The organism is Natronosalvus vescus (assembly GCF_023973145.1).
In the GTDB taxonomy this organism is placed as follows: domain Archaea; phylum Halobacteriota; class Halobacteria; order Halobacteriales; family Natrialbaceae; genus Natronosalvus; species Natronosalvus vescus.
The window spans coordinates 705900-731087 of record NZ_CP099546.1 but is presented as its reverse complement, the minus strand read 5'-3'; the positions used below and the strand labels follow the sequence as shown (position 1 = coordinate 731087).

The window sequence follows — 25188 nt, the reverse complement described above, 5'->3', positions numbered from 1 at the left end:
GCGAACGAGAGACGGGCGACGGCAACACGACGAACCGGGTCGCGGTCAGTGCGTGAGTTCCTCGTGCTCGCTCGAGGACACGTCTCCGTGCTCGTCGTGTCCGTGGCTGTGGTCGTGGTCGTGGTCGTTAGGGCCGAACACCGGATACGACGTTCGGCCGAGAAGCGGGGCCCCGCAGTCGCTGAAGGGACACTCGTACGCGGACTCGAACAGTTCGTTTCGGATGACGAGCCGATCACAGGACGGACAGCGTGGCATCGACGGCACCTTGGGGCGAACCGCCATGAACTTTGTCGTCTTCGTCTTTCGGCTGCCCACTCACTTCGGCTATTCACCCCACTGGTCGTCGAGACACCCTCCCCCACTATATCTCTCTGTGTCGAAGCACGCGTATGGCGCTGGAAGGAACTCCCTCGTTCACGGTGCAGACTCGAGTCGACGCCACACCGGGTCGAACGCTCCTTCTCGGAACGGTCGACATCGGAGCGGCAGGACTCACGACGGTCGATTACCTGCTCGAGCATCGAGAGACGACACCGCTCGGGCGAGTAGAGAGTCGCGGCCTTCCGGACGTCGTTCCGATCGCCGACGGCGTGCCCCGCCATCCGATTCGACTCGAGCGAATCGTGGACACAGACCTGTCGGTGTTGATCAGCGAACGATTCATCCCGGTCTGGGCCGCCGAAACGTTTGCCGCTGCCGTTCTCGAGTGGGCACGGAGCGCCAGTGTCGAAGAGATCGGTATCGTCCACGGCGCCCCCTATCCGCACCGAGAAGAGGAACACCGCGTCTACTACAGTGGCTCGCCCGACTTCCGATCCGCCCACTTCGAGGGGGAACACGCGTCCACCGTCGATCCCCTTCCCGGCGGCGTCCTCGACGGTGTCAACGCCGAACTACTCGTGCGCAGTCTCGAGGACGATCCCCCCGCCGTCGGCGTACTCACCACCCCAACACACCCCCCGGGCGCCGATTTCGACGCCACGCTCAGACTGCTCGAGGCGGTGAGCGAACTGTACGGCGTCGGCGTCGATGAACGCGAACTTCGGCGGCAGTCCGAGGAGATGCAACAATACTATCAGACGCTCGCCGACCGGTTACAGGAGCTCCAGCAGGAGGAACAATCCCTCCACAGCCGGGACTTTCCGAACGACCGGATGTATATGTAGTCGGCGCCACCGGAAGCCACATATCAGCAGGACTATACCTACGTCATCGCCCTCGAGCCCCGAAACGTCGTCGCGTCGGTCGCGAGCAGGTACGCACAGAGCACGGTCGCGACACAGATGGTCGCTGCGAGGAGCCAGAACGCCGGTCGGAAGCCGGCCGTCTCGGAGAGGAAGCCAACGATGGCAGGGGCAATCGCGCCGGCACCCATCAGCAGCGTTCGAACGACGCCGAGACTCCCGCCGGCGATCGAGTCCGGAACGGCGGCCATCAGGTAGGCACCCCGCACCGGCCGGAACCCGTGGGAGCCGAGTCCGACGGCGACGAGTGCAGCGCCGAGTACGAGCGCCGAGCCGAGCCCCGTCAGGGCGACGAAGGCGATCATGGCCACCGACGCCAGCCCCAGCGCGGCGACGATCACCGGCAGCGTCCCGACGCGGTCACTGACTTCGCCCGTGAGGAGCTGAACGAGGCTGACGACGAACAGAGCGCTGTATAGGAAGTTCGCCGTCGTCGCCTCGAGTCCCGCCTCGTCGGTCAAATACAGCGGGGCGAACGCGACCAGGCCGTTGTAGGTGAACGAGAAACAGATCGTCGCGAGGACGAAGACCGTGAACCGGTAGTCGCGAAAGAGCACGGCGTACTGGCGGAGGCCGGGGCTCGGGCTGGTTTCGGTGCTGTTCGAGCCGGGATCAGCGGTGCTCGAGTTCGAATCGGAAGTAATATCCGCTTCGCTGGGGCTCGAGTCGCCGTCTACATCGGCGTTACCGTTGTCACCGTTGCCACCGTTGTCACGCGGCGAATCCGACTCGACGGATGCGGATCGACTGACGGGGGCCCCGACGGCCTCCCCTGGCAACCGCCTGGGGACGCGAGTGAGGAAAGCGAGACCCAGCACGAGGCCGACTACGCCGGCACCGAAAAAGAGCAGTCGCCATCCCGTCCCGACGAACAGGGTCAACCCCGCGACGAAGACGACCGCGGCCGGGGCGACGACGCCGCCGAACGCGCCGAAAGTGTCGAGGAACCCGAGGGCTCGCCCGGTTCGTGCGGGGTAGGCTCGAGCCAGCAACCGGACGGCCACGGTCTTGTGGGCACCCGTCCCCGCCCCCATCACGAGCATGGCGAGGACGAGCACGACGAACGGCGAGTCGACCACCAGCACGAGCGCCGCGAGCGAGGCGAGGACGACCCCCGCGGTGATCACCGTCACCGACCCGAGGCGGTCTGCAAGCACGCCGGAGGGGAACTGCATCGCGGCGTAGACCAGCATGAAGCCGGTGAACGCGGCCCCGAGGACGGTGTTCGAGACGCCGTAGGTCTCCTGGAAGGGGCCGAACAGGGGCGGGAACGCGTATCGGAGGAACTTGGCGAGAAACCAGATCAGTGCCGTCAGGAGGAGCGCATCGTAACGGCCGAGCTCCCGGAGCGACGACCACGACCACGACCTGCTTCGCGTCATTCGGTACTGCTGGGTGCTACGACCGGCCAGACAGGAGTACTCACCGGTTCCAGCAGTCACAGTCTGGCGGGTGGTCGTTCCTCGAGTCGTTACGAACCGTCTCTAGCGTCTACGACAGGGTGGTGTGGAATCGAGGAACCGTCACGAACTGCGACGGTAGTTGGGTATCGAGGAACCGTCTCGAGGGCCGACGAAAACGTGATCCGCTGGTCAACTGAAACGTGATCGACTAGTCAACTACCCGCCCTCAACGTGCTGAAAGCCGTTGAGCCACTTCGAGGTGTTACTTCGTCGTCTGGGAGTACTCGGCCACCCACTCCTTCAACGTGATCCCCATCGTCGCCTGGGTGATCGCGTTCGAACTCGCCGAGTTTGCGCTCTTGACGAGTTCGGCCTCGAGCGTCCGCGTCGGCACCTCGCCAAGGAAGTGCGGGATCGCCCGCTGGACGGCCAGCGGACAGCCCACCTCGTGGGCCAGCGCGTAGCCCGAAATCGAGTGGGGGATCTCCTCGCTACAGTAGGTCGGGTCGGGGTCGACCAGTTCCTCGTCGACGAAGTCGACGTACTCGTAGCACTTGCCGACGTCGTGGAGCAGACAGGCTGCGACCAGGACGTCCTCGTCGGGGTCGGCACCGTGGAACTCGCGCTGGATCTCAGCGGACTCGAGGGCGACCTTCGTCGTCCCGCGGACGTGCTCGACGTTGTCGACCTCGTGGATGTTCCAGGCGTAGGGAATGTCGTGGACGTCGCGCCAGCCGCCGCGCTCGAGCGCGAGCACCCACGCCTCGATGACCTGCTCGCGGAGGTCGTCGTCGGCGATGGCCTCGAGTTCCGGGAAGGCGTCTCGAACCTGCGTTTCGTAGTCGGTTTCGTCTGGCATTCGAATCAGTCCGTCCGGTCGACCTGCAGCGTCTCCTGGCCGATGAACCGCGGGCGCTCCTCGATCGCGAGGAAGTTGTCGACGTCCTCGCGGGCCTCCTTCGCCTTGCCGCGATCCGGATCGTAGTCCCGGGAGCCCTCGCTACCGAGGGCGTCGTACAGCGCCTCGAGATCCTCGAAGTAGAGTTCGGCGATACCGTCGAACTCCGCGTTTTCGGGATCGGCGGGCAACACGGTCGCGTACCGGACGACGCCTTCGATTTCGCGGGCGATTGGGGTGTGTTTCTCCTGCCAGTACTCGACGAACTCCTCGTGGCTCATCCCCTCCTGGCGGACGAGGAACGCGGAGTGTTTGTACAGCCCCGTCGTGTCACCGTCGGTCTCGTCCTTCTGGATGATCTCTTCCCCGATGAACCGCGGGCGTCCCTCGAGGTCGAGGAAGTTGTCCACGTCCGCGCGGGCCTCGGCGGCGACCTCCTTCGTCGGGTCGTAGTCCCGCGAGCCGGGGCTCCCGAGCGCGTCGTGAAGCTCCTCGAGCGTGTCGAAGTAGAGTTCGGCGAGGCCGTCGAACTCGGCGTGGTCGGGTTCCGTCGGCAGCACCGTCTGGTAGCGCGTCACGCCCTCGATGTCGCGGGCGATCGGCGTGTGGGTGTTCTGCCAGTAGTCGACGAACGCCTCGTGGTTGAGGTCGTCCTTCCGAACCAACAGCGCGACGTGTTTGTACATACATCTCGAGCGACGTCGTGTCCAATCAAAAAAGGTGATGGATTTAGTCGGGTTCGTGCTGTTGATGACGACCGACGGGATCCATCCTGCTACTGATCGGTGCTCTCTCGAGCTGGTTTAATACTACGGAAATAAAGCTTATAGATACAAATTCTATATTTTTGTCCCGAACCACTCACACGTACTCGAGAAGAATTTCGACTGCATCATCAAGTGGTTCATCATGTAATCTGAACATCACCCGCACACCTGGCGATAAAACCCAAACAGAACACACCCTAGGCGTGACGCTCGAGCGTCGTCACGTCACGAATTTCGATGCGGGTGCCACCGTGTTGTCCGTTGGTGACCGAGAGCGACCAGTCGTGCGCTTCGGCGATCGCTCGCGCGAGCGCCAGTCCGAGGCCGCGTTCACCCGATCCGTCGCCGTTTTCGAACTCGAGCGTGACCACCCGGTCGTGATCGATTGGCGGAATCTCGGCCGCGTCGTCCATGAGGAAAAAGCCCCGCGTGTTCGATCCGGGATCCTCGACGCCGAGGAGCCCAACCTGAACCGTCACCGGGCCGTCGGCGCGGGCCGCCGTATCGTCGAACACCGTCTCGAGCAGGTGGGTGAATCGCTCGCGGTCGGCCCGAAGGGTGGCGTCGGCGTCGACGACGATCGCGGGCTGCTCGAGACTCGAGCCGTCGATCGCCTCCTGGATAGCCGCCTCGAGATCGATCCGGGTGCGCGGGCCAACGGCGGTCGCGTTCCGGGCGAACTCCCGGACGTCGTCGACGAGGTGTTCGACCCGGTCGAGCGTCGTCGAGACGGTGTCGTTGGCGAGGGGGAATTCCCAGTCGGCCGGTTCGTCGTCCTCCTCGAGCGCCGTCTCGACGGTCTCGAGCTGGTGTTTGAGGTCGTTCGAGAGGATGTCCGCGACCGCCTCGAGTCGGTCGGTCTGGCGCTCGAGCTGGTCGCTTCGCTCCTTGAGTACCTGTTCACGAATCGCCCGGTCGAGGGCCGCCCGGGTATTTTCGACCAGCGTCGAGAGCAAGTCGAGATCGGTCTCGTCGAAGTCGTTCGGCCGTTTCGATCCGGTCATCAACACCCCATGGGTGCCGATGGGTGCGATCACCTCCGAGCGGATGGGCGTCTCGGGGTTGTACAGCCCCTCGACCTCCAGGAGGTCGTCGAAGTGTGCGAGGTCACCGCTCTCGAAGACGTCCCAGACGAGCCCCTCGCCCGGGCGAAATCGTGGGAGGCCACCGAACTCCTCGTGGGCACCGGCCGTCCCGGCGACGGGGTCGAGGTAGCCGTATTCGTCGTCGAGCAACCAGACCCCGCAGATCGGGAGATCGAGGAGGTCGCCACCGGCGTGGACGGCGATGGCGCAGATCTCCTCGGGATCGTTCGAGTCGAGCAGCCACCGGGTCACCTCGTGGAGGGAGGTGACGATCCGTTCGTACTCGCGCTGGTCGGTCACATCGCGGGCAATACACGCCAGGTTCGCCGAGCCGTGGTCGATCGGCACCACTCGGACGTCGGCGACGCGGGCATCGCCGCTTGCATCGGTGTAGGGCAACTCGAGGGTTCGAAGCTGGCTGTTACCGACGTCGACGTCGCTGAGCGCTCGGCCGACGCGAACGGTATCCTCGGGGTCGACGTTGGCGTGCTCGAGGAGCATCTCGACGTGCTCGCCGTGAACGCTCTCGGCGTCGATGTCGAACACGCCCTCGATCGTTGCGTTTATCGACAGGATGCGGTTGTTGTCGTCGAGGGTCACCACGCCGTCCTGGATCGCCTCGACGACGGCGGTGTTCCGGGCGAGTTTCGTCTCCCGTTCCTTCCGGTCGGTGACGTCCCGCATCGAGACCGACAGCCCGTTCTCGGCGGGCCAGGCTCTGGCTTCGAACCAGGTGTCGAGGGGCGTGTGATACACCTCGAAGGAGACGGCCACCTGCTCGTCCATCGCCTGGTAAAAGCCGTCGGGAAACTGCGTCTCGACCGTTTCGGGAAACTCGTCCCACATGACCCGGCCGATCAGTTCCTGACGGGAGCGCTCGAGGAGCGCCTCGGCCTGCTCGTTGAGGTAGGTGAAGCGAAAGTCGGTGTCGAGTGCGAAAAAAGCGTCTCCGACGCGGTCGATCATCGGGAGGGTACGGAGGGTCACGGGCGATCACCCTGAGTGCCCGAGTGGTTGGAACCGTGTACGAGAAGTATCGACGTGGCGGGAGTAGGCAGTAGCGTGCCGGAAGCGAAAAATGGCGTGACAGGAACAGGCAATAGTGCGTTGACAGCGACCAATGCCGTGGGACGGGCGAGCGTTCCCACTCGTCGAGTCCGCTCGAGCAACCGCCAGACGCTCACTCGTCCGCCCCTCATCGAAGTGTGTGTTGACTCATACTTGCCCGACACGGTATTTGAGTGTCGTGGCCGCTTCAGCGCGATCTGACACCACGCTCGGCACACCTACAGGTCGATAACGCCGCCGTAGCCGGCATCTACCGCCCGTTCGTGGAAATGTGTCGCCGTCGCGGCGTCAAGGACGGCCGAACCGACGCTCGAGAGCACGATCACGTCGTTGGGAGCACACCGCGGATCGTCTCCGCTCCCAGGAACGTCCGAGTCAGTTACGAACAGCCCGCCGAAAGGGTGGATCTCGAGGCCGCCGTGCCCCCGAAGGTCGCCCGTTTCTCGCGCTTCGTCCGGAACGTCCGCGTACACGAGTGCGGCGCGATCGATCGTCCGATCGTCGAGTTCGCGCATGGATTCGGTGTACGCACCGACGGCGATTACGAGCGCACCTGGCTCGAGGTCGTCCCCGTCGAACACCGGCTCCGTGCTCGGCGTGGCAGTCACGATAACCGTCGTGTCCTCGAGCGCGGCAGTCGGACTCGAGACGGCCGACACGGTCACCGACGGATCGAGAGTCTCCTCGAGGTCGGCGGCACACGCCTCTCGGGAGTTACTCGGCGAGTAGATCCGGACGCGCTCGAGCGGGGTTGCCGCGGCTATTGCGCGCGTTTGCCAGCGAGCCTGGGTACCAGCGCCGATGACGCCGAGGGTAACTGGCTCCTCGAGCGCGAGGGTGCGGGCGGCGAGCCCGCCGATACAGCCGGTTCGGGCGCTGGTGACGGTCGTCCCGTCGAGGTAGGCGACCGGCTCACCGGTGTCGGCGTCGGTGAGCGCGATCTGTGCCGAGACGGTCGGCAGTCCTCGTTCCGGGTTCCCCTCGAAGACGGTCGCGAGTTTGGTCGCGGCGTACGGCGAGCCGTGGATGTACGCCGGCATACAGAGCCCCGTTCCCTGGGGCGTTTCCGGTGATTTCCCGCGACCGATCCCGATCGAGTAGTGTGGCCGTTCGGGTCGCTCGACGGTGCCCGCGTACTGGGCGGCGAAGGCGTCCTCGACGACCGGGAGCAGGGCCTCGAGGTCGAGCAGCGCCGAGACGTCGTCAGCTGAGAGAACGCGAACCATAGCTATAGCTGCATGTGGGCGCTCGAGCACTTGAGTGTGCGTGGTGACGGGTTGCTGGCGCCGTCACCGGCCGGATCCGGTGACGAAATTATTACCGGCGGTTTCGAGGGAATCGATGCCCGAAATGGGTACAGACGACTGCAATCCGAGGACTCTTCCCACCCGTCCACCCATCCTCGAGGGATGACCGATTCCGATCCGACACGCATCATCATCGACACCGATACGGCCGGCGACGACACACAGGCGCTGGTGCTCGCCGCTACCTCCGACCGCGTCGAGATCGAGGGAGTGACGATCTGTGCGGGGAACGTTCCCTTCGACAACCAGGTCGAGAACGCGAAATACACGCTCGAGCAGGCCGGCGTGGCCGACGAGGTGCCGGTGTACGAGGGCGTCCGCTCGCCCCTTCAGAAAGACCACAAATTCGCCGAGTACATCCACGGCGAGGGCGGCCTGGGCGGGGAGCTGTTCCCGGACACGGGGATCCCATCCGCCGACGAACACGCAGTCGACTTCATCGTCCGGAGCGCACGGGAGAACCCCGGCGAGATCACGCTGGTCTGTATCGCCCCGCTGACGAATCTCGCAGTCGCTCTCCAGCACGAGCCCGACCTCCCCGCGTTGCTCGACGAGGTGTTGATCATGGGCGGGGCCGTCAACACCCTCGGGAACATCACCCCCACGGCGGAGTACAACTTCTGGGTCGATCCCGACGCGGCCGCAATCGTGCTGGACGCGTTCGAGACGAAGCTGGTCGACTGGGGCGTAACCGTCCGCGACTCGACGTTCGACACCGACGTGTTCGAGGAGATCGAGGCCATGGGAACGCCGCTGGGCGACTTCTATCTCACGATCACTGAAGCCGTCCGCGAGTTCAACAAACAGTCAGATCACGATTCGCTCGGCGACGACGTCACGACCCAGCCCGATTCACTCACAGTCGCGACGCTCCTCGAGCCGGATATCGTCGAGGAGGCGACCACGTACCACGTCGCCGTCGACGACCGCGAAGGGATGACCCGCGGCTACAGTCTGGTCGACGAACTTGGCGTGACCGACGAGGAACACCGGACGCGCGTGATCGAATCGGTCGACGGCGATCGGTTCCAGCAAATGATGCTGGACGCGTTTCGCCACGGCGATCCACACCGTGGCAAGTGAGGGTTGTAAACTAAACGGGGCGTTTTGTTCGTCGATGTCACGTTAGTTCGCCATCGCTTTCGAAAAACCAAGTCTATAAACCGGTAGCGAACACTCTGTGAACTGTATGCAACGACGGAGCTTTCTCGCGTCGGTGGGCGTGGGAACGACGGCGGGTATCGCTGGTTGCCTCGTCGGGGACGACGACGGCAACGGAAATGGGAACGGCAACGGTGACGACGACGACGGCAACGGAAATGGGAACGGCAATGGCAACGGTGATGCCGGCGCCGACATCACCGTCGGGATCATCTACTCGACCGGCGGCCTCGGCGACGAGTCATTCAACGACATGGCCCACGCGGGCATCCAGCAGGCGGAGGACGACTTCGGCATCACCTCCCAGGAGGCCGAACCGGACTCGCCGGCGGACATGAACCAGATGCAGCGACAGTTCGCGAACGACGAAGACATCGACCTCGTCTGCTGTATCGGGTTCGATCACGAAACCGACCTCGTCGAAAACGCCGAGGAGTTCGACGACACGCGTTTCGCCCTCGTCGACGCCGTCGTCGAGGCCGACAACGTCTCGAACTACATTTTCCGCGAGCACGAGGGATCGTTCCAGGTCGGCCACCTCGCCGGCCTGCTGTCGACGTCCGAGTACGCTCACGGGGGCGGCGAGACGAACCCCGACCAAGCCGAAGTCGGCTTCGTTGGTGGCGAGGAAATCGCCCTCATCGAGCGATTCGAGGCCGGATACAAAGCCGGTGCACAGTACGCCGACGAAGATATCGAGACGCCATCGGCCTACGCTGGCAGCTGGAACGACCCCTCGACCGGCCAGGAGATCGCGACCAGTATGTACGACGGCGGCGCAGACGTCGTCTACCACGCTGCCGGCGGAACCGGTGGTGGGGTGTTCGAAGCCGCACAGTCCGCCGGACGCTTCGCCATCGGCGTCGACGACGACCAGTCGATTAGCGCCGAGGCCTCCAGTGACGTGATCGTCGCGAGCATGGTCAAGCGCGTCGATACCGCCGTCTACGAGTCGATCGAAACCGTCATCAACGACGAGTTCGAGGGCGGACTGAACGACCTCGGCCTCGAGGAGGAGGGTGTAAGCGCGGTCATCGGGCAGGACTTCGAAGGCGAACTGCCTGAGGATATCGTCGACGCGCTCGCCGAGTCTCGTCAGGCGATCATCGACGGTGACATCAACGTGCCGGATAACCTCGACGACCTCTAAGCGATGGGTTCCGAGGATCGTCCGTCGAGCCAGTACGAGACCGCCCCGCCGGCCGTTCACCTCGACGGGATCACGAAACGGTTTCCCGGCGTCGTCGCGAACGACGACGTCGACTTCAGAGTCGAACGCGGCACTATTCACGCACTTATTGGCGAGAACGGTGCCGGAAAGACGACGCTGATGAACGTCCTGTACGGGCTGTACGAGCCGACCGAGGGGACGATTCGAATCGACGGTCAGCCCCAGACCTTCGACGATCCTCGCGACGCGATGGACGTCGGCATCGGCATGATCCACCAGCACTTCATGCTCGTGGACACGATGACCGTCGCCGAAAACGTCGTGCTCGGGAACGAACCGACGAAGTGGGGTGGAATCGTTCGCGATCGTGAACGAGCGAACCAAGAGACCCAGGAACTCGCCGATCGCTACGGGTTCGACATCGACCCGACCGAACGCATCGAGGAGATCAGCGTCGGCGAACAACAGCGCGTCGAGATTCTCAAATCCCTGTACAGAGGTGCGGACATTCTGATCCTCGACGAACCCACGGCGGTGCTCACCCCACAGGAAGTCGAGGCATTGTTCGAGATACTCGAAGAGCTCATCGCAGAAGAGAAGACGATCATCTTCATCACGCACAAACTCGGCGAGGCGCTTACAGCCGCCGACGAGATCAGCGTCCTCCGGAAGGGGAAACTCGTCGGTACCGTCCCGGCCGAGGGAGCGACCCGGGAGGAACTCGCACGAATGATGGTCGGACGGGACGTGTTGCTCAACGTCGAAAAGACGGCAGCGACCCGGGGTGACGTCATCCTCGACGTCGACGGCCTGGTCGTCGAAGACGATCGCGGGGTCGTCGCGACCGACGACGTCAGCTTCAGCGTTCACGAGGGCGAGGTGTTCGGCATCGCCGGCGTCGACGGCAACGGCCAGTCGGCATTGATCGAAGCCGTCACGGGCCTCAGACGACCGACTGCCGGCACTATCACCTTCGACGGGCGGGACATCACGAACGAATCGCGGCGAACCCGAACCAGCGCCGGCATGGCCTACGTCGCCGAGGATCGCCAGAAACGCAGCCTCGTGATGGAGTACGAACTCCGTCGGAACGGGCTGCTCGGCCGCCAGCACCTCGAGCCGTTCTCGGATGGTCGACTGATCGACTGGGACGCGACAGATCAGTACGTCGACGACGTCATCAGGGAGTACGACGTCCGTCCCCCCGATCCGACGGCGACTGCCCATTCGCTCTCCGGTGGCAACCAGCAGAAGTTCATCGTCGGCCGGGAGTTCGAACGCGATCCCTCTCTGGTCGTCGCTTCCCAGCCGACTCGCGGCGTCGACATCGGCAGCATCGAGTTCATCCACAACCGACTGCTCGACTTGCGTGCGGAGGGGAAAGCCGTCCTGCTCGTCTCCTCGAAGCTCGACGAGGTCACACAGCTCTCGGATCGACTGGCGGTCATGCACGACGGCGAAATCGTGGCCGTCGTCGATCCCGACGACGTCACCGAGGAGGAACTCGGCCTGCTCATGGCCGGTGAACGACCGTCCGGACTCGACGTCGACGGTGCACGGGTCAGCGAACGGAGGTCGACCGCATGAGCCGGGCCGACTGGCGATCGACGCTCGATCGACTCGTCGACGCCTCGGCGGCCGAACGAATCATCATCAGCGTGACGTCGCTCCTGTTCGCGATCGTCGTCGGTGCCGTCCTCGTCTTCGTCTCGGGGTTCGTCGCCGACTGTCCCGACCCGTTCATCTACTTCCCCGGGGCCGGCTACGGCTGTTACAACCCGCTCGAGGTGTACTGGACGATGCTCGACGGTTCGTTCGGTTCGTGGAATGACCTCGGGCAGACGCTCCAGGAGACGACGCTGCTGTTGTTCACCGGTCTCTCCGTCGCCGTCGCGTTCCGGGCCGGCCTGTTCAACATCGGCACGCAGGGACAGATGATTCTCGGAGCGCTCGCCACAGCACTCGTCGTGTTACACCTCGGTGAATTGGTGCCGGACAACGTGTTCGGTACCCTCCTCGTGATCCCGACGGGAATCGTCGTCGGTGCGATCGTCGGGGGCTTCTGGGGCATGATTCCGGGATTGATGAAGGCCTACGCGGACGCCCACGAGGTGATCACGACGATCATGCTCAACTTCGTCGCGATCGGCATCGCGTTCTGGCTCGTCCAGGTACACGTCGGCGACCTGACGACCGACTCCGTCCAGACGGAGTCGATTCCGGCGGTCGCGCGACTGCCGCCGACGATCGGCGGCTCGCGGTTTTCGGTCGTCGCCCTCGTCGGGGCGTTGCTGGTCGCCGTCGGTGTCTACTTACTCTATACGCGAACCGTCATCGGCTACGACCTGCGGACGAGCGGCTTACAGGAGAGCGCCGCGGAGTACGCTGGCGTCGACGCGAAACGAAACATCGTGACGAGCATGACCCTCTCGGGGGCCCTCGGCGGCATCGCCGGTGCGATCTACGTCACGATGGTTCAGTACCGCTGGCAGGCCGGTATCCCGCCGCTCGGCTTCGACGGGATCGCCGTTTCCATCCTCGCAGGGAACAATCCGATCGGCGTGATACCCGCGGCGCTGTTGTTCGGCAGTCTGAAGAGCGGGAGCCTGGCCATTAACCTCACCCTCGGCGTGCCGAACGAACTCGTCGAGGTGCTTCGCGGACTGATCATCCTGTTCATCGCGATGCCGGAGTTCTTCCGCATGGTGGGCAAGCACTTCGGGTTCGGATCCGATCCGACTGCGGTGGCGGCCGACGGAGGTGATCGCAGTTGAGAGCGACGGTTTCCGAACTGAGTCGACGACAGGGGCTCGCCATTGGGGCGATTCTCTTTGGATTGCTCGCGCTCGGACTGTTCGTCGACGGCGGTCGCCAACTCCTCGGCGACGTCACGGGCGTGATCAGTACCTCGTACCTCGCCTCCGCGTTCCGTCTCACCGTTCCCATCGCCTTCGCCGCAATGGGCGGCATCTTCGCCGAGAAGACCGGCGTTATCAACATCGGCCTCGAGGGGTTGCTCATCATCGGCGCGTTCGGCGCCATCGCCAGCATGTACGCGCTCACGGCGACGCCGATCGGCGCCAACGCCTGGGTGGCGCTCCTCCTCGCGGTGGCGGCGAGCACGTTCGTCGCCCTCCTGTTCGCGATCGTCTGCATCGAGTTCAAAGCGGATCAGATCATCGCGGGGCTCGCCGTCTGGCTGATCGCCCTCGGATTCGCGCCGTTCGCGAGCATCATCATCTGGAACCGGACGAACAGTCCGAGCGTCGGCACGTTTTCGACCGTGTCGATTCCCGGTCTCTCGTCGCTGCCCGGCATCGGATCGCTGTTCGTCGCTACCCCACCGGTGTTCCTGTTGATACTCGCGGTTCCGTTCTCGTGGTACCTGCTCAATCACACCACGTTCGGGATGTGGATCGAAGCCAGCGGTGAGGATCCAAAATCGCTCGACACAGCCGGGATCGACGTCCGGAAAGTCCGATATGCTGGTGTCATCCTCTCGGGGATCTACTGTGGTATCGGCGGGGCTGGCCTGGCACTCAACACCGGCCAGTTCGTCGGCAGCGGCGACACGATGGTCGACGGCCGTGGCTGGATCGGCCTGACGGCGTACCTGATCGGGAACTACAACCCGGTCGGGGCGTTCCTCGCGTCGTTCCTCTTCGCTGGTCTCGACGCCCTGCAGTTACAGCTCCAGCAGATCGCCGGCTACAGCGTCTCCTCGACGCTCGTCGGCATCATACCCTACGTCGCCGTCCTCGTCGTGCTCACCTTCGTCGGGCGAACCCGGATGCCGTCGGCCGCGGGCGAGCACTACGAATCTGACGAGTGAGCGCCGTTTCTCGCGTTTTCCATGATGAATAATTAGCAGAATGACAGGAGTGTAGTTTCAGTAATCAGCGACGGTGAAACACGTAGCCCAGTGGTGGTCGACCTCCTCTGACACCGCTGTTACAGTGGCGGTGGGACAATTTCAAGCGTGGACAGAACGATCCACCCTCCCCAGAACACCAGCCACAATAGGACACCAATTGCGATCCATTTGGGGACGTTCCCCGATAGATTGGGAGTCTCGGTTGGATAGTACGGTGATAGCGGGTTGTTTGGCTTCCTGTCACCCATACTCGAGGTTATTTTCTTAAAGAAGTTAAAACCCAGGCAGTAACGAGTTGAGAATAAAACGCCGTACGTTCGAACTGAACTGACCAGATACAACGCGGCAGAATTTAAAGAATTTTGATACACACAGCGTTCAGAACCCGTCCCCGAGATACACTGGTCGTTCCGGGAACAGCCCCTCGAGCACCGCGAGCACCGATTCATGAGCTTCGAGTCGATCCACTCGCTCGAGGGCGGCCACCGACCGGCTGCCGACGGCCAACTGTGAGAGCGTTGCGATGTCGAGGATGACGTCAGCACTCGTGCCGTCACCGTCGACCCGCTCACAGGTACCGACGCCGCCGTCGACCGTGAGGGCAAACCTGCCGTCGTTCCAGTCGACCAGCGGATCGGACACCTCGAGCGTGACGCTCGCGTCGGTATCCGGATACGAGAGTGCCGAGAGCGTCCGCGTAACGTCGACGATCCGAACCATCGGCCCGGTCTGGTACTCGGCCTCGAGCGCGTCGGGCGCTGGCGCGACATCGTACAGCGGAGTGTCGACTGGCAGTCGCACTTGTACGGCGTTCACCTGGGAGTCGTGATCCCGACAGAACGACAGGACGGCGAGAAAGGCCTCAAGGTCGACGTAGCCGATGTCCGAGACCATCATCGTGCGGTCGCCCCAGTCGCCCTCGATGGTGTATGCGACGTACGCTGCCGGCTCGCCGTCGCGTTCCCAGACGTAAACGAACGGGTCGGTCGTCCAGCGCTGGAAGACCCGGTAGCGCCACCAGTCGCCGTCACGCTCGAGGGTCAGATCGTGCCGACCGGCGTGGGTCTCGTAGACGGGTGCGAGCGTCTCCCACTCGTCGGCCTCGAGCTGGCGATACCGCGTCGACGCCGTCAGGTCGCTCGCGAGGCGTTCGCCGGCGAACGAGAGATCGTCGGGGTCGCACTCGAGGAGCACGTGGCGATTGGTCGTCTCCCAGCCGTACTGGTGATAGAACCGGTAGCGAAACGGCCACAGGATCGAGAAGTGGGCCGCTCGTTCGCGGTACTCCTCGAGGGAGGCCTCGAGCAGTTGGCGAACGTGGCCACCGCGGCGATGTTCCGGTGGCGAGGCGACCGCCGAGAGGCCGGGCGTCGGGTGACTTTCCCCGCGAACCGTGGCGTCGAACCAGTAGTGGTTGCAAACACAGAGCGGCTCGGTGTCTTCGTCTGCGCCGTCCGGGTACAGCCCGCGCTTCGCGCCGAGTCGGCTCTGTGGCGTGTCGTGTTCGTCGGGGTCGTACGCCGGCGGGCCGTCCTCCGGTCTGAACGCGTAGGTGACGTACTCGTGGAAGACGTCTCGCTGGGCGTCGGGAAGGGGACGGTAGTCGAGCATACCATGAGAGCCGCACGCGAGGGAAAAGTAGATTCGCGAATTGTGGTACCATATCACATGTTCGGAAGTCCGTCGTTCGTGACAACCGGGAAAATGGCGCTGGCGTCGATACTCACGTGATCCTATATGTCGGACGGTACCACACCGTTCGCGAGTCTCGATTCCAGACAGATCCACGCCTGAATCGCCTCGAGCAGTCAATCAGCGTTTGTCAGCGGATGGGCACGCGGTTTCAGCGACTGACGCCGCCTGCGTACCGGACACGACCGCCCCGGTTCGTCGTTCGTTTCATCACGGGCTGGTCCTTCAGCCCTCCCGGTAAAGTGGTGATTCGTAGCCATGACAATCTTCATTAATAATTAAGTAGAAATTTACAGTCGAGAGCAAGCTCAACCGTAAAGCCAAATGCCGGTCGAATCCGACCGTATGGTTCAACATCAACCGTATCCGATACAGCAGGTTCCCGACTGGCTGCAAGATCCCATCGCCGAGCTCGCGGTGTTTCTACCGCGATTGATCGGTGCACTGGTCATCCTGGCCATCGGGTGGTTCGTCGGCCGGCTCGCCGGTCGAGTGGTCATGCGGATCGCCGACGGAATAGAACTCGATCGAATGGTACTGGAGACCCCACTCGGACGCATCCTCGGGGGGACAGAACAGGCCGTCTCGAGAACGTTCGGAAAGCTCGCGAAATGGTTCGTGTACGGTCTCGCGATCCTCGCAGCGGCGAACGCACTCGCCATCGCGTTGTTGTCCGAGTGGATCTCCACGGCAGTCTCGTACTTGCCGGCGTTCATCGCGGGCTTGCTCGTGATCGTTCTCGGGTTCGTCGTGGCCGATTTCGTCGGTGACATGATCGAGCGAACTCGAGCGGCAACGCGAACCGCGTACTCCCGCTGGATCGCGGACGGTGCCAGAGTATTCCTCTACTTCACGGCACTCGTTATCGGTCTCAGCACGATGGGAATCGACGTCACAATCCTCTACGTATTCGCGCGAGCGCTCGCGTGGGGTCTCGCCGCCGCCGTGGCGATCGGCGTCGGCGTCGCCCTCGGCTGGGGTGGCAAAGACTACGTCGCCGACAACATCGACCGCTGGATGGGGCGAACGAACGCGGTTACGCCGTCGGGCGAAGGCGGCGAGGAGAGACAACGAAGCAACACCGAGTACAGTGGTGACCAACGCCAGCGATCCGACCGAGAGGCAGGATCTGAGCCCGGCCCGGGTGCTGGTTCCGACGACTGACAGAGTTGGTGTAACACTGCACCGCCGATCGCCTGCCATTGGTCGGCGACTGGCGGTACACCGCCACACCAATTCCGCTGCGCCAGCAATTCACCCGACAACCGACCGAGTCCGTTTCGGGCGCTCGGATCTCGGAAAGAGCGGCTTGACCGGAACGACGACGTACGTTTTGATCAATCGGTTATTACTCGATCGCCACTTTTCGATCCGGGCGAGTGAGTGTGTGTCCGCGTACAGCTCCTCGAGTTGCTCGAGAACCGCTTCGAACGCCGTTGGATCCACCACTCCTCTCGGAACCGGATCCGTGACGATCGCGAGCCGTTCGACTCGTGCATAGACGTCCAGTCGTCCTTCGAAGACGAATTCGATATCTTCGATGAGCGTCTGAACCTCACTCAGTGTCGGCTCCTGTGGCTCCGTTGGGAGGGAGATATACGCCTGGTAGTCGTCGGGGCACCCGCGTACGTGTCGCTTCCACAATCGTCTCAGAACCACACGATCACCTCCGTCCCCACTCGATCACGCGTGTTCGGCATCTATCTTCACGTCTCATCCGCACCAGTAATACGTCCTTTGTTGTGTCTCCGTTCCGATTTCGAGACTGTCGGGATAGCCTGCAGATACGCGCTTCGAGAGAGCTTTGTGTAATTACGCACTACCGCCGTGACGATGAGCAAGGGTCACTCCACACTGTCGGCGACATCGCTGGTAGCTTCGACCGGCCTGGTCGCGATCGGTGTTGCAATTAACAGCGGGTTGGAACCCTCCGTTCGAACGGTTCCCGCGCTCTTCGTCATTTCGATCGGACTCGTCGGCATCGTAAGCGGCGTGAGTCACCGACCGCTCGATCAGCTGCGCCGTAGTACGAAACGGTGGTGGCTGGTCGCGTTCGTCGCCTTCCTTCCCTACGGAATCGTGGCTGCGCCATCGAGTGCGGGATCGGCCGCGCTCGGTGAGGCACTTTCCGAGGTGCTTCCGACGACCATCTTCGAAGCGGTTGCCGGAGCCACGCTCCTGTGTGCAATCTCGATTACGGCGCTCTACGCGATGGGGCTCTACGGCATCCACCCGGGTCGCCCAGCACCGGAAGACCGGCTCTTGAGCGAGTTCGGCGACGATTGATCGGCCGTTCGGAAGACCAGAATTGCGCTGTCAACCGCCCTTCCTCGAAGTCAGGCGTGTTCGGCGACGAACCGCTCGATCCGCGCCAGCGCCTCGCGCAGTTCCTCGAGCCCCGTCGCGTAGGACACCCGGAGGTGACCCTCGCCACCGACGCCGAAGACGTCGCCAGGGACGACCGCGACCCCCTCCTCGTGCAGCAGTTCCTCGGCAAATTCGTTCGCCATCCAGCCATCGGGTACCTCCGGGAAGACGTAGAACGCACCCTTGGCCTCGAAACAGGGCATCCCGATCTCACGAAAGCGCGAGAGCACGAATCGCCGGCGACGGTCGTACTGTGAGACCATTGTCGCGACGTCGTCGGCACACGAATCGAGTGCCTCGAGCGCGGCGTACTGGGCGGTCGTCGGCGCCGAGAGCATGCCGTACTGGTGGATACGGTTCATCGCGGCGATGGCCTCGGCAGGCCCGAGAGCGTAACCCAGTCGCAGACCGGTCATCGCGTGGGCCTTCGAGAATCCATTGAAAACGATCGTTCGCTCGCGCATGCTGGGTAGGGTAGCGATTGAGGTGTGTTTGGCGGAACCCCCGTGATTGCTGTCGAAATCGTCGTCGAAGGTCAACTCGGCGTAAATCTCGTCCGACAGCACCGCGAGATCATTGTCGCGGACGAACTCGGCAATCGGCTCGAGATCAGCCCGACTCATGACGGCTCCCGTCGGGTTGTTTGGGTAACAAAGCACGAGCAACTCCGCGTCGGCAGCGCCCGCATCCTCGAGGGCGTCGACGGTGAGCCGGAAGTCGTCGGCCTCGTCCGTCGGCACTGGCACGACCTCGCCGCCAGCAAAGATGACGCCCGGTTCGTAGGAGATGTACGACGGCTGGGCGATCGCCACCTTTTCGCCTGGATCGACGAACGCCCGGAAGGCCAGGTCGACGGCCTCACTCGCACCCGCGGTGACGAGAATCTCCTCGTCCGCGCCGTACTCGAGGGCAAACCGGTCGGCAACGTAAGTCGAAATCGCCTCCCGAAGCTCACGCATACCACGGTTGGCCGTGTACGAGGTTCGACCGTGCTCGAGCGACTGAATCGCCGCGTCGCGGGCCGCCCACGGCGTCGAGAAGTCTGGCTCGCCGACGCCGAGTGAGATCACGTCGTCGCGCTCCTCGGCGATTTCGAAGAACCGGCGGATTCCGGAGGGGCCGACCGCCTGAACACGATCGGCGGGCTCGAGCGTCATGGCGACACGGACAGCCGGTCGTCGTCCTCGCCGTCCCCGAGTTCGATCCCCTGTTCCTTGTAGGAGGTCATGATGTAGTGGGTCACGGTCTGGGTGATCTCGGGCACCGGCGCGACCTTCTCGCTGATGAACTGGGACACTTCGCGGATCGAGTCGCCCTCGACTTCCATGTCGAAGTCGTAGTCGCCGCTGACGAGGCGCAGCGCCGTCACCTGCGGGAACCGAGCCAACCGCTCGGCGATGTCGTCGTAGCCCGTCTCGCGATCAAGGGTTACGTTGAGTTCGACCTCCGCACGGACGCGCTCGTCCTCGAGGCGATCCCAGTCGACGACCGGCTGGTAGCCCCGGATCACCCCGACTGCCTCGAGTGCCTCAATGGCTGCCTCGACCTCTGACTCCTCGAGGTCGGTCATTCGCGCGATGTCGGCCGTGTCGTATCGCGCGTTCTCACGAAGCAACTCGAGCACCTCGCGTTCACTCATACCACTCAGGAGTGTGAGGACGTGTAAAAGGGTTGTTCCACGCGGCAACACTGGCGACGACCGGCCATTTCAGGTGGGAGCCCAACACTCCACACCAATATATTTTGGGTCAACACGGATAGTCACGGGGTTCTAGACATCCATATAGACCAGTGGGCTACGATGTTTGCATACAAACCGAGCGGAAATTTGGCAGAGAAGGGTGCACAAATGATTCACAGGGTGGAAACGTCGATACAGTGTGCACTGCACTTTAACGGATTGAAATCGGCAGACGACGACCACCACTCACCCAGCCCCCGTACCGACAGCCCACCCGATCAGCGTCGGAGTATCGACGAGCCCCCAGAAACGGACGGTACCCCCCAACTCGAGAGTTCGCGACAGCGAGCAGCGGTTCGCTTCCTGCTCGCGGCAAACGGCCCCGTCAAAATGGGGACGATTGCAGAATACGTCGCTGCCGACGAACAGGGAACGACGGTCGACCAACTCGAGACCGAGCAACGTCTCGAGGCATACGTCCCACTGTTCCAGTCGTTCCTCCCAAAACTGGCTCAGTTCGGCATGGTCGAGTACGACCAGTCTCGAGGAATCGTCTACCCGACCGATCGGCTCGAGGAGATCGAGCCACAGCTCAACGCAGCGTCACGGAAACGTGCAGTGATCACCTCTGTCTGAGTTGCTCGAGGACGGCTGCCGAAAGAAGCGGATTCGATGTGATTGTAACACCGGTGAGTGGGGCGTTCGTACCGATCCCGTCGATTTCACGCCCTCGATTCGTACCCGCTAATAATTCTTGAACAGCAACGCTCGTACGTCGTCTTTGGTCTGGACGTCATCCGTCGAGCCGTCGGGCAGCGTCACCCGGTACCGGTAGTCCCCCGACGGCGACTCCTCCCACTTGTCGTCGTGGGTCTCGAGCAGGTTCATCATTCGATCGAGCATGTCGTCATCGTCGGCTGCGCCGCCAGTGCTGTCATCGTCCCCGTCGCTATCAGCGGTGTCTTCGGACTCGTCACTGTCGTCCGCCGATTCGTCGTTATCGTCAGTGTCCCCATCGCTGTCACCATCGTCGGACTCATCGCTATCAGTGTCGTCAGACTCATTGCTGTCGTCCGCCGATTCGTCATCTCCGTCGCTCGAGTCCTCGTCGTCGTCGACATCGCCGGATCCGTCTTCATCGTCGACTGACTCGCCATCCTCGTCCACCACGTCCTCGCCCTCTTCGTAACTGACCGACTCGACACCCTCCCGGGTTTCCTCCCCTGCAATCGCCGCTTCGACCGCCGCCGCAACGTCGTCGGTCGCCGTCGACCCGACCTCGTCAGCATCGGCATCGACGAGGGTGGCCGCCTCGAGGTCGCCGTCGAGATTGTCGATCAAAAACTGCACGGCGTCCTGCTCGCGTACGAAGCCGTACTTGCCGACGACGTCCGCCGAGATGGCCGCTCGCAACCGCTGGATCACTGCATACTGTTCGTCCGTAACCTCGAGTGTCTGCATACCTGACCGATGTGGCGAGGGGTACATATATCTGGGTGCGTTGGGCGACCCTTGTGGCAGGGACGTGATGCCTGTGGTTCGGGTGGCCGTGGTTCGCGCAGTTTCCCTCGACGGTCAAGAACGAACACGCGTCCCAAAGCGCACTCGAGTCGTGGAGTGAACCCACGATCACGACCCGACAGAGCCGTGCGACCCGAAAATTCAAGAGATCCCGACTGAAAGACAGATCTTAGAACCCTCGTGAACATCTGGTGGTTCGATACGCGATCGACGAACCGGGGTGAACTCATCGCCCTCGCTAGTGCCACCCTCTACGCGGTGAGTGCGTTCCTACCCCAGGCCCGGCTGTGTGTCGAAGAGGACGCACACCGACACGCCAGGTGCCAGGGCGAGATAGAAACGGTCTGGCTCGAGCCCTCGGTCGTCCTGTTTGCGTTCCTCGCCACCGGTATCGTCCTCGCGGCCGTTTACCTCTCTCAGCACCCCACGCGATTTTCCGACTCGTTAGATCCTCGGACGTCCACTATTTTGCTCGCCACCTCGTTCGTGTCCCTCGCGGTCGCCTCGATCGGGGTACCGCGGGGGGACGTCATTGCGTACCTCATCGGAACGTGGGTGCAGGTGACCGCGTTCGCACTCATGTTCGTGTACGGCGCGTCACTGGCCTTCCTGCGAGTCTTCAGCAGATAGCCTCACTCGGCGAAGACAACCCGCTCGACGTCGTCGACGCCCGCCCGTCGAACCACCGCCCGAACGGGGTCACGAACCCCCGAGAGGTTCGGGGAGTCGCCGTCGAGCACCAGCACCCGACCGACGCGCCCGACCTCGAGTGCCCCGTACTCGAGCCCCAGCAGGTCGGCCCCGTTGACGGTCGCCATCTTGAGAATCTCGCGGGCGGGGACGTCGCTCAGTTTCGCCAGAAACTCCATCTCGCGAAACATCGACGGCGAATTCAGCATGACGTTGTCGGTGCCCAACGCGAGCGTCGTCCGCTCGAGCAGGTCTTCGACCGGCGGGAAGCCCACCCCCGTCACCAGGTTCGAGCGGGGACAGAGCACGACCGGCACCGCTTGTTCCTCAATTCGCTCGAGGTGGTCGGGTTCGGGGTGAACGACGTGGATCAGGAACTCGGGCTCGAGATCGAGTGCCGGGTCGAGATCACTCGGATCGCCCTCGCCCGCGTGAATAGCGAACGGTTTGCTGGCCGCTCGCGTCGCCTCCCGCTCGCGGTCGAAGGTATCGTCGTTCGCCCCGCTGGCCCCGAAACCGTCGCCGGCTTCCATCGCCTCGAGAGACTCTCGAGCGAACGCGTAGGCATCGATGGCTTGCCCCTCCGCAGCCGCCCGGAGCACCTCGACCCCCCCGACGCCACCCTCTCGGAAGTCGAAACAGGCCACGGTACCGCCGCGTTCCATGTACTCGAGGGAGGTTCGAACCGCGTCCACGAGTTCCTCGTGGCTGGCCGCCCGGAGCAGCCGGTGTTTGAGCCCATCGGGTGGCGCGACCAGTTCCTCGAGCGAGAGGCCGCCGCCGGCCTCCTTCGCGATGGAGTCGCCGACGTGGGTGTGGGCGTTGACGAACGCTGGCAGGATTATGTCCTCGCTGTCGACAACCGTCTCCTCGATCGCCTCGATACGGCCGTCCTCGCCGACGACGACTCGCCCCTCGAGGGGCTCGAGGTCGGGGCCCTGCAGAATCGTTCCGGTGAGTTCCATAGCCGGTGGTTCGGCGCGGGGACGTTCAATGGTTGCGGTCGAGTGACGATTCCGTCGTATTGACGTGTGTTTCCTCATCCTACCGTCCGAGAACCCATTTTATTGTCCCTCGAGGTGTGCAACCTCCCGAAACACGATGACGTCCCACGCCATCCGCCGCTGGCACGTCTTTGCAACCATCGGTATCGCCGTACTTTCGGTCGTCTCGAGCCTACTCGGACTCTTCCGGCCAGGGCACTACGATCCGGCGTTGCTTCCGCAGTTCTACGCCCAGGACGCCCTGGTGCTCGTCGTCGGCGTGCCGGCGCTGGCGCTCGGTCTGTACACCGCCCTCGCCGGATCGCTTCGAGGGTACATCGTCTGGCTCGGAGCGCTCGCGTACATGACCTACATGTGGGCGTCCGTCGGCCTCCAGGTGCCGTTCAACCGGTTTTTCCTCGGATACATTCTCCTGTTTGGGCTCTCACTGTTCACGTTCGTGGGAGGGACGGTCGCCATCGACCCAGTCGGCGTTCGCCAGTCACTCGCCGATCACCTCTCTGAACGACTGTACGGCGGCTTCCTGCTCGTTATCGCACTCGGGCTTGCCGTCCTCTGGCTCGCCGAACTCGTCCCGGCCACGCTGACCGGAACCCCACCACTGCTGGTCGAGGAGATGGGGCCGCAGGCGCTCGTCTCGCACTTCCTCGACCTCGCCGTCGTCGTCCCCGGCCTCCTCGTCGGCGCCGTCTGGCTCATCCAGGGCCGCTCCTGGGGATACGTCTTCGCTGGCGTCGGTCTCGTGTTCGGTGCCCTCCTCGCACCGACCATCGCGGCGATGACGGTCGTTCTGGTGCTCGAGGACGACGTTACGGTGCCGTTCGTGGCGCTCGTGTTCACGATGGTGCCGATACTCCTCGCAGCGGCCCTCGCGATCAGGTACGTCTCCCTGCTCCACGGAGCCGATGGCGACACCTTAGCCGAAAGTGATCAGCAGACCGGGTGAACACGCAGAGGAACGCACCTGTTCACTTGTTCACCTTTTCACACTCGAGCATTACCCAACGAACTGATCGAGCGTCGCGTACAACCCGTCGCGAACGTCGGTCACGAGTGGGCCCTCGATGTCGAGGCCGAGGACGTCGACGGCCGCCGATCCGACCTGCTCTCGCACGTCCGCCGGCGAGTAGACCCCCAGCCGCCACTGGGAGTACTGAGCGGCCCTGAGCGCGTCCACGAGCGGCGACTGGCGACCGAGCTGGCGAACCTCGCCGTTGACGAGGACGCGCGTCGTGGATTCCTTCATGGACGGTCGGGAGGGCACGTCGAGGATGACCGACGTGGGGTCGACGTCGGCCTCGTCGGCTATCTCGCGCTCGAAGGTCGTGATCGCCTCGTGATCGGCCTCGATGATCCCGCCGGGAACGTCGTCGATCTCCGCCCAGACGGCTCGTTTGTAGAGGGTTCGGTGGTCGAATCGCCGAAAGAACTCGCTCGTGGCATCGCTCGAGCGCAGGGCGACGATCAGGTCGTGGTCGTCCATCCGCTGGAGCGTCTCGGCGTCGGTCGCCTCGGCCTCGAGCAACTGTTCGCCGGCGCGTCTGAGCATGGCTTTGCTGATCCGGGCGACGCTGTGGCTGTAGACGGTCGGGTTCATCAGCGCCCGCGAGACGAGCAGGCTCTCCGCGCTCTGGACGTTCCCCGCCGCGAGGACGAGTTCGCCGTCGACGAAGCGCAGTTCGCGAACGAGGCGACCGTGGTCGATCGTTCCGTAGGGGACGCCGGTGTGGTGGGCGTCGCGGACGAGGTAGTCCATCCGATCGACGTCCAGCTCCCCGGACACGAGCTGGCCGAACCGCCCCTCGCCGGCGACCAGATCCGCCACTGCGGCGGGCTCGAGATCGTGCGCTCGCAAGACGTCGCCGACTTCGCCGGTCGCCAGTAGCTCGTGGACGTCGTCGTGATAGCGACCGGTCTCCCGGTGGGTGAGCGTCTCGAGGTTGTGGCTGAACGGGCCGTGACCGACGTCGTGTAAGAGCGCGGCGGCCTGGACGCGTTCGGCCTCGGTTCCGCTGATGCCGAGGTGGTCGAGGGCCTCACAGGCGAGGTGGTAGACGCCCAGGCTGTGTTCGAATCGCGTGTGATTTGCCGACGGGTAGACGAGCGAGACCGTGCCGAGCTGGGCGATGTGTCGGAGTCGCTGTACCGCCGGGGTATCGAGGAGGTCTCGAGCCACCCCATCGACCTCGATGTGGTCGTGGACGCTGTCCTTGATCGTCTTCATGCGCGGTGATTCGGCGGTATCGTACAAA

General features: G+C 63.5%; 24 protein-coding genes. 11 read left to right on the top strand and 13 right to left on the bottom strand.

Translation table 11 applies throughout. The features are described 5' to 3' along the window. Positions 1 to 45: 45 nt before the first annotated feature. Positions 46 to 258 (bottom strand): hypothetical protein, encoded by a 213-nt coding sequence (locus tag NGM68_RS03385; protein WP_252700241.1) that lies wholly within the window; start codon positions 256 to 258, stop codon positions 46 to 48. A 134-nt stretch (positions 259 to 392) separates the two neighbouring features. Here NGM68_RS03385 and NGM68_RS03380 point away from each other — a divergent pair, with 134 nt between their 5' ends. Continuing rightward, the gene (locus NGM68_RS03380; protein ID WP_252700240.1) at positions 393 to 1169 is read left to right on the top strand and encodes a proteasome assembly chaperone family protein; all 777 of its coding nucleotides are present in this window, start codon (positions 393 to 395) and stop codon (positions 1167 to 1169) included. Between the two features lie 38 nt (positions 1170 to 1207). Here NGM68_RS03380 and NGM68_RS03375 read toward each other — a convergent pair whose 3' ends face one another. From NGM68_RS03375 to NGM68_RS03355, 5 genes are all read right to left on the bottom strand, one after another. Then, positions 1208 to 2629, bottom strand: coding sequence for an MFS transporter (locus NGM68_RS03375; protein ID WP_252701372.1), 1422 nt, complete (start codon positions 2627 to 2629; stop codon positions 1208 to 1210). A gap of 283 nt (positions 2630 to 2912) precedes the next feature. Beyond that, positions 2913 to 3509 carry an HD domain-containing protein gene (locus NGM68_RS03370; RefSeq protein ID WP_252700239.1) on the bottom strand — a complete coding sequence of 199 codons (597 nt, stop codon included), beginning with the start codon at positions 3507 to 3509 and terminating at the stop codon, positions 2913 to 2915. 5 nt (positions 3510 to 3514) lie between these two features. Then, a complete protein-coding gene (locus tag NGM68_RS03365; protein ID WP_252700238.1) occupies positions 3515 to 4234 on the bottom strand; it encodes an EthD family reductase in 720 nt (239 codons plus the stop codon). 278 nt (positions 4235 to 4512) lie between these two features. Beyond that, positions 4513 to 6387 carry a sensor histidine kinase gene (locus NGM68_RS03360; protein ID WP_252700237.1) on the bottom strand — a complete coding sequence of 625 codons (1875 nt, stop codon included), beginning with the start codon at positions 6385 to 6387 and terminating at the stop codon, positions 4513 to 4515. A gap of 299 nt (positions 6388 to 6686) precedes the next feature. After that, positions 6687 to 7694: an ornithine cyclodeaminase family protein gene (locus NGM68_RS03355; RefSeq protein WP_252700236.1), complete on the bottom strand. Its 1008-nt coding sequence runs from the start codon at positions 7692 to 7694 to the stop codon at positions 6687 to 6689. Positions 7695 to 7877: 183 nt separating this feature from the next. Here NGM68_RS03355 and NGM68_RS03350 point away from each other — a divergent pair, with 183 nt between their 5' ends. The 5 genes from NGM68_RS03350 to NGM68_RS03330 all read left to right on the top strand — a co-directional run bounded on the left by NGM68_RS03350 (position 7878) and on the right by NGM68_RS03330 (position 13939). Beyond that, positions 7878 to 8858, top strand: coding sequence for a nucleoside hydrolase (locus NGM68_RS03350; protein ID WP_425493612.1), 981 nt, complete (start codon positions 7878 to 7880; stop codon positions 8856 to 8858). 106 nt (positions 8859 to 8964) lie between these two features. Then, positions 8965 to 10086 carry a BMP family lipoprotein gene (locus NGM68_RS03345; protein WP_252700234.1) on the top strand — a complete coding sequence of 374 codons (1122 nt, stop codon included), beginning with the start codon at positions 8965 to 8967 and terminating at the stop codon, positions 10084 to 10086. Between the two features lie 3 nt (positions 10087 to 10089). Next, on the top strand, positions 10090 to 11694 hold the full coding sequence (locus tag NGM68_RS03340; protein ID WP_252700233.1) for an ABC transporter ATP-binding protein: 1605 nt from the start codon (positions 10090 to 10092) through the stop codon (positions 11692 to 11694). Continuing rightward, entirely contained in the window at positions 11691 to 12881 is a 1191-nt protein-coding gene (locus tag NGM68_RS03335; RefSeq protein WP_252700232.1) for an ABC transporter permease, read from the top strand. The genes NGM68_RS03340 and NGM68_RS03335 overlap by 4 nt, the downstream gene beginning before the upstream one ends. Further along, positions 12878 to 13939, top strand: coding sequence for an ABC transporter permease (locus NGM68_RS03330; protein ID WP_252700231.1), 1062 nt, complete (start codon positions 12878 to 12880; stop codon positions 13937 to 13939). Before NGM68_RS03335 ends, NGM68_RS03330 begins: the two co-directional genes overlap by 4 nt. A 420-nt stretch (positions 13940 to 14359) precedes the next feature. Here NGM68_RS03330 and NGM68_RS03325 read toward each other — a convergent pair whose 3' ends face one another. Continuing rightward, the gene (locus NGM68_RS03325; RefSeq protein WP_252700230.1) at positions 14360 to 15592 is read right to left on the bottom strand and encodes a GNAT family N-acetyltransferase; all 1233 of its coding nucleotides are present in this window, start codon (positions 15590 to 15592) and stop codon (positions 14360 to 14362) included. Between the two features lie 426 nt (positions 15593 to 16018). Here NGM68_RS03325 and NGM68_RS03320 point away from each other — a divergent pair, with 426 nt between their 5' ends. Beyond that, positions 16019 to 16837: a mechanosensitive ion channel family protein gene (locus NGM68_RS03320; RefSeq protein ID WP_252700229.1), complete on the top strand. Its 819-nt coding sequence runs from the start codon at positions 16019 to 16021 to the stop codon at positions 16835 to 16837. 90 nt (positions 16838 to 16927) lie between these two features. Here NGM68_RS03320 and NGM68_RS03315 read toward each other — a convergent pair whose 3' ends face one another. After that, positions 16928 to 17332 carry a hypothetical protein gene (locus NGM68_RS03315; protein WP_252700228.1) on the bottom strand — a complete coding sequence of 135 codons (405 nt, stop codon included), beginning with the start codon at positions 17330 to 17332 and terminating at the stop codon, positions 16928 to 16930. A 174-nt stretch (positions 17333 to 17506) separates the two neighbouring features. Between NGM68_RS03315 and NGM68_RS03310 the strand changes: the two genes are divergently transcribed. Continuing rightward, positions 17507 to 17959 (top strand): DUF1467 domain-containing protein, encoded by a 453-nt coding sequence (locus NGM68_RS03310; protein WP_252700227.1) that lies wholly within the window; start codon positions 17507 to 17509, stop codon positions 17957 to 17959. A 50-nt stretch (positions 17960 to 18009) separates the two neighbouring features. Here the strand turns inward: NGM68_RS03310 and NGM68_RS03305 are convergent, their stop codons facing one another. Together NGM68_RS03305 and NGM68_RS03300 are read right to left on the bottom strand one after the other, a co-directional pair. After that, complete coding sequence (locus NGM68_RS03305; RefSeq protein ID WP_252700226.1) at positions 18010 to 19197, bottom strand: pyridoxal phosphate-dependent aminotransferase; 1188 nt, start codon at positions 19195 to 19197, stop codon at positions 18010 to 18012. Next, positions 19194 to 19679 (bottom strand): Lrp/AsnC family transcriptional regulator, encoded by a 486-nt coding sequence (locus tag NGM68_RS03300; RefSeq protein WP_252700225.1) that lies wholly within the window; start codon positions 19677 to 19679, stop codon positions 19194 to 19196. Before NGM68_RS03300 ends, NGM68_RS03305 begins: the two co-directional genes overlap by 4 nt. A gap of 261 nt (positions 19680 to 19940) precedes the next feature. Here NGM68_RS03300 and NGM68_RS03295 point away from each other — a divergent pair, with 261 nt between their 5' ends. Further along, positions 19941 to 20357, top strand: a complete 417-nt coding sequence (locus NGM68_RS03295) for a DUF7344 domain-containing protein (RefSeq protein ID WP_252700224.1) — start codon at positions 19941 to 19943, stop codon at positions 20355 to 20357. Between the two features lie 108 nt (positions 20358 to 20465). On the opposite strand, the gene NGM68_RS03290 is transcribed toward NGM68_RS03295, so the two are convergent. Further along, positions 20466 to 21182 carry a hypothetical protein gene (locus NGM68_RS03290; RefSeq protein WP_252700223.1) on the bottom strand — a complete coding sequence of 239 codons (717 nt, stop codon included), beginning with the start codon at positions 21180 to 21182 and terminating at the stop codon, positions 20466 to 20468. A 240-nt stretch (positions 21183 to 21422) separates the two neighbouring features. On the opposite strand from NGM68_RS03290, the gene NGM68_RS03285 reads away from it, so the two are divergent. Continuing rightward, on the top strand, positions 21423 to 21872 hold the full coding sequence (locus NGM68_RS03285) for a hypothetical protein (RefSeq protein ID WP_252700222.1): 450 nt from the start codon (positions 21423 to 21425) through the stop codon (positions 21870 to 21872). A 2-nt stretch (positions 21873 to 21874) separates the two neighbouring features. Here the strand turns inward: NGM68_RS03285 and NGM68_RS03280 are convergent, their stop codons facing one another. Then, the gene (locus NGM68_RS03280; RefSeq protein WP_252700221.1) at positions 21875 to 22897 is read right to left on the bottom strand and encodes an amidohydrolase family protein; all 1023 of its coding nucleotides are present in this window, start codon (positions 22895 to 22897) and stop codon (positions 21875 to 21877) included. A 136-nt stretch (positions 22898 to 23033) separates the two neighbouring features. Here NGM68_RS03280 and NGM68_RS03275 point away from each other — a divergent pair, with 136 nt between their 5' ends. Then, on the top strand, positions 23034 to 23882 hold the full coding sequence (locus NGM68_RS03275) for a hypothetical protein (protein WP_252700220.1): 849 nt from the start codon (positions 23034 to 23036) through the stop codon (positions 23880 to 23882). A 51-nt stretch (positions 23883 to 23933) separates the two neighbouring features. Here the strand turns inward: NGM68_RS03275 and NGM68_RS03270 are convergent, their stop codons facing one another. Next, a complete protein-coding gene (locus NGM68_RS03270; RefSeq protein WP_252700219.1) occupies positions 23934 to 25160 on the bottom strand; it encodes an HD domain-containing protein in 1227 nt (408 codons plus the stop codon). Positions 25161 to 25188: the final 28 nt, after the last annotated feature.